The 9,217-nt window shown below is 71.2% G+C and carries 8 protein-coding genes; 7 read left to right on the top strand and 1 reads right to left on the bottom strand.

Annotated features, from left to right (window positions below):
- Positions 1 to 524: HNH endonuclease (locus B7767_RS07380; RefSeq protein ID WP_085571445.1), on the bottom strand; the 524-nt coding region annotated here is incomplete at its 3' end.
- Positions 525 to 816: 292 nt separating this feature from the next.
- On the opposite strand from B7767_RS07380, the gene B7767_RS07375 reads away from it, so the two are divergent.
- From B7767_RS07375 to B7767_RS07345, 7 genes are all read left to right on the top strand, one after another.
- Entirely contained in the window at positions 817 to 1,926 is a 1,110-nt protein-coding gene (locus B7767_RS07375; RefSeq protein WP_179167058.1) for a mechanosensitive ion channel family protein, read from the top strand.
- A 207-nt stretch (positions 1,927 to 2,133) separates the two neighbouring features.
- Positions 2,134 to 3,348 carry an ROK family transcriptional regulator gene (locus B7767_RS07370; protein WP_085571446.1) on the top strand — a complete coding sequence of 405 codons (1,215 nt, stop codon included), beginning with the start codon at positions 2,134 to 2,136 and terminating at the stop codon, positions 3,346 to 3,348.
- A 52-nt stretch (positions 3,349 to 3,400) separates the two neighbouring features.
- A complete protein-coding gene (locus B7767_RS07365; protein ID WP_085571443.1) occupies positions 3,401 to 4,738 on the top strand; it encodes an ABC transporter substrate-binding protein in 1,338 nt (445 codons plus the stop codon).
- Between the two features lie 6 nt (positions 4,739 to 4,744).
- Positions 4,745 to 5,689 carry a carbohydrate ABC transporter permease gene (locus tag B7767_RS07360; RefSeq protein ID WP_085571442.1) on the top strand — a complete coding sequence of 315 codons (945 nt, stop codon included), beginning with the start codon at positions 4,745 to 4,747 and terminating at the stop codon, positions 5,687 to 5,689.
- A complete protein-coding gene (locus B7767_RS07355; RefSeq protein WP_085571441.1) occupies positions 5,686 to 6,576 on the top strand; it encodes a carbohydrate ABC transporter permease in 891 nt (296 codons plus the stop codon). The genes B7767_RS07360 and B7767_RS07355 overlap by 4 nt, the downstream gene beginning before the upstream one ends.
- A gap of 5 nt (positions 6,577 to 6,581) precedes the next feature.
- A complete protein-coding gene (locus B7767_RS07350; protein WP_085571440.1) occupies positions 6,582 to 7,847 on the top strand; it encodes a 6-phospho-beta-glucosidase in 1,266 nt (421 codons plus the stop codon).
- Positions 7,838 to 8,809 carry an N-acetylglucosamine kinase gene (locus B7767_RS07345; RefSeq protein WP_085571439.1) on the top strand — a complete coding sequence of 324 codons (972 nt, stop codon included), beginning with the start codon at positions 7,838 to 7,840 and terminating at the stop codon, positions 8,807 to 8,809. Before B7767_RS07350 ends, B7767_RS07345 begins: the two co-directional genes overlap by 10 nt.
- The last annotated feature ends 408 nt before the right edge of the window (positions 8,810 to 9,217 follow it).

The following is a 9,217-nucleotide window of genomic DNA, read 5'->3' as shown; positions in this document are numbered from 1 at the left end:
CCGTCGATCCGGGCCAGCGCGTCGTCCGCGCCGTACGGCTGGAGGTAGGGCAGCCAGCGCGGGTCCCGGTGGCCGGTGCCGATGATGCGCCAGGCCAGGCCGGTGGGCGGGGCGGGTTTGTGGTGCAGGCGCCAGCCCAGCTCGATCAGGTGGCGGTCGGCCTTCACGTGGTTGCAGCGGCGGCAGGACGCCACCACGTTGTCCCAGACGTGCTTGCCCCCGCGGCTGCGCGGGATGACGTGGTCGACGCTGGTTGCGACGCCACCGCAGTACATGCACCGGCCCCCGTCACGGGCGAACAGCGCCCGGCGGGTGAGAGGAACGGGCCCCCGGTAGGGGACCCGCACGAAACGCTTGAGCCGGACCACGCTGGGTGCGGGGACTGTGATGGTCGCGCTGTGCAGGTGGGCGCCGGTCTCCTCGAGGCAGACTGCCTTGTTCTCGAGGACGAGCACGAGCGCGCGGCGGAGCGGTACGACGCCGAGCGGCTCGTACGACGCGTTGAGGACCAGGACATGCGGCACGGACGGCCTCCTTGTACGCCGGCGGCGCGTGGCTCGCGCCGGGACGATCCGTAGTCAGTCTCCCCTCATGCCTGGTGGACGCGCCACCATGTCCCGGTAACGGGCTGGGAGTGTTTTCGACCACATCCCGATTCATCCCCAGGATCATGGCCTGTTCAAGCACGGGTGAGGACCGTCTCTTCTTCACACATGGGGCCGATCCCCGCACAATGCCCCGTTAGTGTGGTGGTTCTGCCCGTCCGGTGACCCGATCGTGACCTCGAAGACCTTGACCGCCGCATCGGGGGCAGACATGCACCTGGAGGTACCTGCCGTGTCCTTGTCCGCCGTCCTGTCGGCCGCCGATCCGTCGCCGACGCCCTCGGAGTCCGGGACACCGCGGGTGCCCTCGCTCCAGGACGCCCAGGAGAGCGCCACGAACGCCGCCGGCTGGGTCGAGGAGAACTGGTCGACGTGGCTCGCGATCGGGCTCAGGGTCCTGCTGATCCTGGTGATCGCGATGGTGCTGAGAGTCGTGGTGCGGCGGGCGATCACCAAGCTGGTCGACCGGATGTCCCGGACCGGCCAGGCGGTGGACGGCACCACGCTCGGCGGTCTGCTGGTCAACGTCGAGCGGCGCCGGCAGCGCTCACAGGCGATCGGCTCGGTGCTGCGTTCGGTGGCGTCGTTCCTGATCATGGGCACGGCCGCGCTGATGATCCTCGGCACCTTCCAGATCAACCTGGCCCCGCTGCTGGCCTCGGCCGGTGTCGCGGGCGTGGCGATCGGTTTCGGTGCGCGCAACCTGGTGACGGACTTCCTCTCCGGCGTCTTCATGATCCTGGAGGACCAGTACGGCGTCGGCGACACCATCGACGCGGGGGTGGCGTCCGGCGAGGTGATCGAGGTCGGGCTGCGGGTGACCAAGCTGCGTGGTGACAACGGCGAGATCTGGTACGTCCGCAACGGCGAGGTCAAGCGCATAGGCAACCTCTCCCAGGGCTGGGCGACCGCGGGCGTGGACGTCACGGTCCGTTCCGACGAGGACCTGGACCGGGTGAAGGCCACGCTGAGCGAGGTCGCCGAGAAGATGGGCAAGGAGGAGCCCTGGAACGAGCTCCTGTGGAGCCCGATCGAGGTGCTCGGCCTGGACTCGGTGCTGCTGGACTCGATGGTGGTCCGCCTCTCCGCGAAGACCATGCCCGGCAAGTCCCTGACCGTGGAGCGGGAGCTGCGCTGGCGCGTCAAGCGGGCCTTCGACGCGCGGGGCATCCGCATCGTCGGCGGCGCCACGGCCACGGAGGACGTGGAGAGCGCCGACCCGACGGCGGGCGTGGCGCCCCCGTCGGTCTACGCGAGCACGATCTCCCCGCAGTCGGTGGCGGCGTCCCCGCTGCCCCCGCCGACGAGCACCACGAAGTGACCGCCGGCTCGTGAAGGGCGGCACCCGGGACCCCCCGGGTGCCGCCCTTTCCCGTGCTCCCCCCTTGACGCCCCTTCCGCGCCGGGCTTACGTTCCTCCCCGTCCGACAGGAAACTTTCCTAACAGTGACCCCGGCCGACCGGGATGGACGTCCCGCACCGGCCGCTGAGAAGCTGGGCGGTCGAGGAAGGGCAGGTGTCGCATCCCATGGCAGGAACCGCCGGTACGCCGGGCACCCCGCGTGTGCTGCGCGCCATGAACGACCGCGCCGCCCTGGACCTCCTGCTGGAGCACGGGCCGCTGTCCCGCACCCGGATCGGCAAGCTCACCGGCCTGTCCAAGCCGACCGCCTCCCAGCTCCTGGCCCGCCTGGAAGCGGGCGGACTGGTCCTCGCCACCGGCACCACCGAGGGCCGCCCCGGCCCCGGCGCCCAGCTCTACGAGGTCAACCCGGCCGCCGCGTACGCCGCCGGACTGGACGTCAACCCCCGGCGGATACGCGCCGCGGTCGCCGACGTCACCGGCCGCACGGTCGGCCGGCACGAACTGCCCGCCCCCGGCCGCCGCTCCGGCGTCCCGGTCGTCCGGCAGGTCACCGACGCCCTGGACGGCGCGGCGAAGGCGGCGGGACTGTCCCGCGCCGACGTCCACCGCCTGGTCATCGGGACGCCGGGCGCCTTCGACCCGAACACCGGCCGCCTGCGCTACGCCTCCCACCTGCCCGGCTGGCACTCCCCCACGCTGCTCGACGAACTGGCCGCCGCGCTGCCGATGCCGTTCGAGTACGAGAACGACGTCAACCTGGTCGCCCTCGCCGAACAACGCCTGGGCGCGGCCCGCGGCCACACCGACTTCGTCCTGCTGTGGAACCAGGAGGGTCTGGGCGCCGCCCTGGTGCTCGGCGGCCGGCTGCACCGGGGCTGGACCGGAGGCGCCGGCGAGGTCGGCTTCCTCCCCGTGCCGGGCACGCCCCTGGTCCGCCAGGTCACCAAGGCCAACAGCGGCGGCTTCCAGGAGCTGGCCGGCTCCCAGGCCGTCCCGGAACTCGCCCGCGAACTGGGCATCGAGGACATCCCGCAGGACCCGTACCCCGAGGCTGCCGCCGCCCTCCTCGCACGCGCGGCGGCGGCCCCCCACGACGACCGGCACCACCGCCTCCTCCGCACCTACGCCACCCGCCTGGCCACCGGCCTCGCCTCCCTGGTCTCCGTCCTCGACCCCGAACTCGTCGTCCTGAGCGGCACCGGCCTCACCTCCGGCGGCGAGGTGCTGCGCGCCCTGATCCAGGCCGAACTGGAGGAACTGGCCGCCTCCCGCCCCCGTCTGGTCGTGGGCGACGTCCGTGAACACCCGGTCCTGCGCGGCGCGCTCGAAAGCGCGCTGGCGACCACCCGCGACGAGGTCTTCGACACCTCCCGCTAGTCCCGCCCCTTCCCCTTTCCGCCCTCCCACCCTCACCCCAGGGAGCACAGTCATGCCCGGAAAATCCAGAAAAGCGACATTCGCGCTGGCCACCGCCGCCTCCCTCGCCGTCCTCACCACGGCCTGCACCGGCCAGTCCGGAACCGGCGCCACGGACGACCCGAACGCCGAGACGACCATCACCTTCTGGCACGGCTGGAGCGCCCCCGCCGAGGTGAAGGCGGTCCAGGCGAACGTGGACCGCTTCGAGAAGGCCCACCCCAACATCGAGGTGAAGGTCGTCGGCAACATCAACGACGACAAGCTCAACCAGGCCCTGCGCGCGGGCGGTTCGAACGGCCCCGACGTGGTCTCCTCGTTCACCACGTCCAACATCGGCAAGTTCTGCTCCTCGGGCGCCTTCCTCGACCTGAAGCCCTTCATCGAGAAGTCGAAGCTCGACCTCGGGGCGACGATCCCGAAGCCGATGCTGGACTACACCCAGTTCGAGGGCGTCCGCTGCGCCCTCCCCCTCCTCGGCGACGCCTACGGCCTCTACTACAACAAGGACGCCTTCGAGGCGGCGGGCATCACCGAACCCCCCAGGACCTGGTCCGAGTTCGCCGAGACGGCCCGGAAACTCACCGAGCCGAAGGGCGACACCTACGACCGGCTCGGCTTCATGCCGAACTACCACGGCTACGAGACGGTCGTCGGCCACTACATGTCCCAGTGGGACCACGCCTACTTCGACGCCGACGGCAGGTCGAACATCGCCGAGGACCCCGCCTTCACCGAGATGTTCACGTACCAGAAGAAGCTCGTCGACGACCTCGGCGGCTTCGACAGGCTGGAGAAGTACCGCAACACCTTCGGTGACGAGTGGGGCGCCGAACACCCCTTCCACACCGGTCAGGTGGCCATGCAGCTCGACGGCGAATGGCGCCTGGGCATGGCGAAGGACGCCGGCGTCGACTTCGAGATCGGCACCGCGCCCCTGCCCGTCGCCGACGACGAGGCCGACGAGTACGGCAAGGGCTTCCTCTCCGGCACGATCATGGGCATCGCCCCGCAGAGCGAGAAGCAGAACGCCGCGTGGGAGCTGGTGAAGTACATGACGACCGACACCGAGGCCGTCGTCTCCTTCGCCAACGCCATCCGCAACGTGCCCTCCACCTTCGAGGCCCTGAAGTCCCCCGACCTGAAGACGGACCCGGCCTTCAGGACCTTCCTGGACATCGCCCGGCACCCCGAGTCGAACACCCCGCCGGCCTCCGTCAACGGCTCCACGTACCAGACGACGCTCCAGGACTTCGGCTTCCAGTACGAGTCCGGCAGGGTGAAGGACCTGAAGGCGGGCCTGAGGAAGACCGCCGAGCAGATCGACCGGGACATCGAGCAGGCGAAGTAGCCGCCCATGTCCACGCACATGCTCCGCGCGAAACGCCGCGCCTCGACACTCCGGACGCTCGCCTTCCTCTCCCCGTGGATCATCGGCTTCGGCGTCTTCTTCGCCTACCCGCTGGTCTCCACGGTGTACTTCTCCCTGATGAAGTACGACGGTTTCGGCGTCCCGGAGTTCCGGGGCCCGGACAACTGGACGTACGTCTTCCAGGACTATCCGATGTTCTGGCCGGCCCTGCGCAACACCCTCTGGCTGGTCCTGGTCATGGTGACCTGCCGGGTGGTGTTCGGCCTCGGCGTCGGCCTGCTCATCACCAGGATCAAGACGGCCACGGGCGTCTTCCGCACCCTCTTCTACCTCCCCTACCTGGCGCCGCCGGTCGCCGCGACGCTCGCCTTCGTCTTCCTCCTCAACCCCGGTACCGGCCCGGTCAACGCCGTACTGGAGGGATGGGGTGTGCCGGCGCCGGGCTGGTTCACGGACGCCGCCTGGTCCAAACCGGCACTGACCGCCCTCGCGCTCTGGGGCGTGGGCGACCTGATGGTCATCTTCATGGCCGCCCTGCTGAACGTCCCCAAGGAGCAGTACGAGGCGGCGGCGCTGGACGGGGCCTCACCCTGGCAGCGCTTCCGCTTCGTCACCCTCCCCAACATCTCCCCCATCGTCCTGTTCGCCGTGGTCACCGGCGTGATCCAGACGATGCAGTACTACACACAGCCCCTGGTGGCGGGAAAGGTCGCCTCGGGAGTCATCGGCGGCTCGGGCCAGCAGTTCGAGCCGGGCTACCCGGACAAGTCGACGCTCACCCTCCCCCAACTCGTCCACAACCTCGGCTTCCAGCGCTTCGACTACGGCGCGGCCTGTGTGGTGGCCCTGGTCCTCTTCGCCCTGTCGATGGCCTGCACGGCCCTGCTGATGCGCCGTCGCGGCGGCCTGATCCAGGCAGGTGACCGATGACCCGGCTGCTGGTCGAACCCGTACACCTCGCCGTGCCGCCGCCCGGGCGACGCACCGCACGCCGCCGGGCCCTGCTGGAGTGGATCGCCGTCCACGCGCTCGGCGTGGCCGCCGCGCTCTTCTTCACCCTGCCGTTCGTCTTCGTCGTCCTCACCTCGCTGATGAGCGACCAGCAGGCCCTCACCCGCGACCTGGTGCCGGACACCTGGGAGTGGGACAACTACCGCAGGGTGTGGGACACGCCCGGCTTCCTCACCTGGTGGCGCAACACCCTGCTCTACGCCGGTCTCGGCACCGTGCTCACGGTCGTGTCCTCGCTCCCCGTGGCGTACGCGCTCGCCAAGTTCCGCTTCCGGGGCCGCAATCTGTCGGTCATGCTGGTGATCTCGATGATGATGCTGCCGCCCCAGGTGGTCATCATCCCGATGTACCTGTTCTGGGCGAAGCAGCTGGACCTCTCCGGCACCCTCTGGCCCCTGATCGTCCCGATGGCGTTCGGCGACGCCTTCTCGATCTTCCTCCTGCGCCAGTTCCTCCTCACCATCCCCGACGAGTACCTGGACGCGGCCCGCGTGGACGGCTGCGGCGAACTCCGCACGCTCCTCAGGGTCGTACTCCCCATGGCCAGGCCCGGCATAGCGGCCGTGGCGCTCTTCCAGTTCTTCTACGCCTGGAACGACTACTTCGGCCCGCAGATCTACGCCTCGGAGAACCCGGCCGCCTGGACCCTCTCCTACGGCCTGGAATCCTTCAAGGGCGCCCACCACACCGACTGGAACCTCACCATGGCGGCGACCGTACTGGTCATGGCCCCCGTGATCCTCGTGTTCTTCTTCGCCCAGAAGGCGTTCGTGGAGGGCGTCACCCTCACCGGAGTGAAGGGATAACAGACATGAAACTCACCGTGGTCGGCGGAGGCTCGACCTACACCCCCGAACTCGTCGACGGCTTCGCCCGCCTGAGGGACACGCTCCCGGTCACCGAGCTGGTCCTCACCGACCCGGCCGAGGACCGCCTGGAGCTGATCGGCGCCCTGTCCCGCCGCATCTTCGCCCGTCAGGGCCACCCCGGCACCATCACCACCACCACCGACCCGGACGCGGCGGTGGACGGCGCGGACGCGGTCCTCCTCCAGCTCCGGGTGGGCGGCCAGGCCGCCAGGCAGCAGGACGAGACCTGGCCCCTGGAGTGCGGCTGCGTGGGCCAGGAGACGACCGGCGCCGGCGGCCTGGCCAAGGCGCTGCGCACGGTCCCGGTCGTGCTGGACATCGCCGACCGCGTACGGCGGGCCAACCCCGACGCCTGGATCATCGACTTCACCAACCCCGTGGGCATCGTCACCCGGGCGCTGCTGCGGGCCGGCCACAGGGCACTGGGCCTGTGCAACGTGGCCATCGGCCTCCAGCGCAAGTTCGCGGCGCTCCTGGACACCGACCCCACCGCCATCCACCTGGACCACGTGGGCCTGAACCACCTCACCTGGGAGACGGCGGTACGTCTGGGCGGCCCGGCGGGCGAGGACGTCCTCCCCCGCCTCCTCTCCGCCCACGGCGACACGATCGCCGCCGACCTCCGCCTCCCCCGCCCCCTCCTGGACCGCCTGGGCGTGATCCCCTCCTACTACCTGCGCTACTTCTACGCGCACGACGAGGTCGTACGGGAACAGCGCACCAAGCCCTCCCGGGCGGCCGAGGTGGCCGACATGGAACGCCGCCTCCTGGCCCTCTACGCCGACCCGGCGCTCGACGGGAAACCGGCGCTGCTGGCCCAACGGGGCGGCGCCTACTACTCGGAGGCGGCCGTGGACCTGGCGGCGGCGCTCCTGCGCGGCGCGGGCTCCCCCCACCAGGTGGTCAACACCCTCAACAACGGCACGCTGCCCTTCCTCCCCGACGACGCGGTGATCGAAGTACCGGCGGCGGTGGGCCCGAAGGGCGCCGCCCCGCTCCCCGTCCCCTCCGTGGAACCCCTGTTCGCGGGCCTCATGGCCGACGTCACCGCGTACGAGGACCTGGCCCTGGAGGCGGCCCTGCACGGCAGCCGGAACCGGGTCTTCCGTGCGCTCCTGGCCCATCCCCTGATCGGCCAGTACGAGTACGCCGACCGGCTCACCGACGACCTCGTCGCACACAACCGGGAGCACCTCGCGTGGGCCTGACCGCGGGCGTCCTCGCCATCGACGCCGGCAACAGCAAGACGGACGTGGCGGTGGTCGCCCACGACGGGACGGTGCTGGCGACGGCGCGGGGGGAGGGGTTCCGGCCGCCGGCCGTGGGTCTGGAGGCGGCGATGTCCGCTCTCGCCGGGGCCGTCGACCGGGCGCTCGGCGCCGCCGGCACCCCCGCCGTCTCCCACGTCTCGGCCTGCCTGGCCAATGCGGACCTCCCGGTCGAGGAGGAGCGGTTGGCGGCGGCGCTGGCGGAGCGGGGCTGGGGCGCGAGCGCCGAGGTGCGCAACGACACGTTCGCGATCCTGCGGGCGGGGGTGGCCGAGCCCCGGGGGGTGGCCGTCGTCTGCGGGGCGGGCATCAACTGCGTGGGGATGCTTCCCGACGGCCGTACGGCCCGCTTTCCGGCGGTGGGGCGGATCTCCGGGGACTGGGGCGGGGGCTGGGCGCTCGCCGAGGAGGCGCTGTGGCACGCGGCGCGTGCCTGGGACGGGCGGGGAGCGCCCACCGCTCTGGCCCGTGCCCTGCCTTCCCACTTCGGGCTCCCCGACATGCCCGCTCTGATCGAGGCGCTGCACCTCGGTCATGTGCCCGCGGCTCGGCGGCACGAGCTGACTCCGGTGCTTTTCGCCGTGGCGGCGGAGGGGGACGGGGTGGCGGGGGCGATCGTCGACCGGCAGGCCGAGGAGATCGTGACGATGGCCGTCGTCGCGCTGACGCGGCTGGGGTTGCTGGAGGAGGAGACGCCGGTGCTGTTGGGGGGTGGGGTGCTGGCGGCACGGCACCCCCGGCTCGACGACCGTATTCACGCCCTCCTCGCCGTCCGGGCGCCGAAGGCGGTCCCCCGGGTGGTCACCACGAGTCCGGTGCTGGGGGCGGGGCTGCTGGGGCTCGATCGACTGGGCGTTCCTCAGGAGGCGCACGGGCGGCTGCGCGGGCACTACGAGGCCTGACAGCCGGGCGCGTCGGGGTGGGCCGGGGGTGGGGTCGCGCGGCCCGGCGCGGTACGGGTGCCCCGGCGTTGGTGTGGGCCGGGGGTGTTCGCGCAGCCCGGCGCCTGCGGGGTGCCTCCCCCGGAGGGGGTACCCCCAGCGTCCGCCTCCCCCGTCCGTGTGGGAACCGAACTGATTTCCCGGGCGTGTTCGTGGGCAGGGTGGGGGCGGGGTTCTCGGCGGTTGCGCTGCGATCGGATCAAGATCGTGCCAAGGCCGGTGCACATGTCGGTCGCGGCGGCGATACTTGCCGCGAGGGATGACCACGGGGGAGGTCACATGACACACACGCCGAACGGCACGGCGCCACCCGGCAATGTCACACCCGTACCCACGCCCGTGCCCACCCTGCCCGCGGTGCCGCCCCAG

Source organism: Streptomyces sp. 13-12-16 (genome assembly GCF_002114215.1).
Lineage (GTDB): Bacteria > Actinomycetota > Actinomycetes > Streptomycetales > Streptomycetaceae > Streptomyces.
The sequence above is the reverse complement of the archived record's forward strand: the minus strand, read 5'-3'. Positions and strand labels throughout refer to the sequence as shown.

What these genes read in the sequence shown, in the direction of transcription:
- B7767_RS07375 (WP_179167058.1), top strand. Translation starts at nt 817, where the DNA reads ATGCACCTGGAGGTACCTGCCGTGTCCTTGTCCGCCGTCCTGTCGGCC.
- B7767_RS07370 (WP_085571446.1), top strand. Translation starts at nt 2,134, where the DNA reads ATGGCAGGAACCGCCGGTACGCCGGGCACCCCGCGTGTGCTGCGCGCC.
- B7767_RS07365 (WP_085571443.1), top strand. Translation starts at nt 3,401, where the DNA reads ATGCCCGGAAAATCCAGAAAAGCGACATTCGCGCTGGCCACCGCCGCC.
- B7767_RS07360 (WP_085571442.1), top strand. Translation starts at nt 4,745, where the DNA reads ATGTCCACGCACATGCTCCGCGCGAAACGCCGCGCCTCGACACTCCGG.
- B7767_RS07355 (WP_085571441.1), top strand. Translation starts at nt 5,686, where the DNA reads ATGACCCGGCTGCTGGTCGAACCCGTACACCTCGCCGTGCCGCCGCCC.
- B7767_RS07350 (WP_085571440.1), top strand. Translation starts at nt 6,582, where the DNA reads ATGAAACTCACCGTGGTCGGCGGAGGCTCGACCTACACCCCCGAACTC.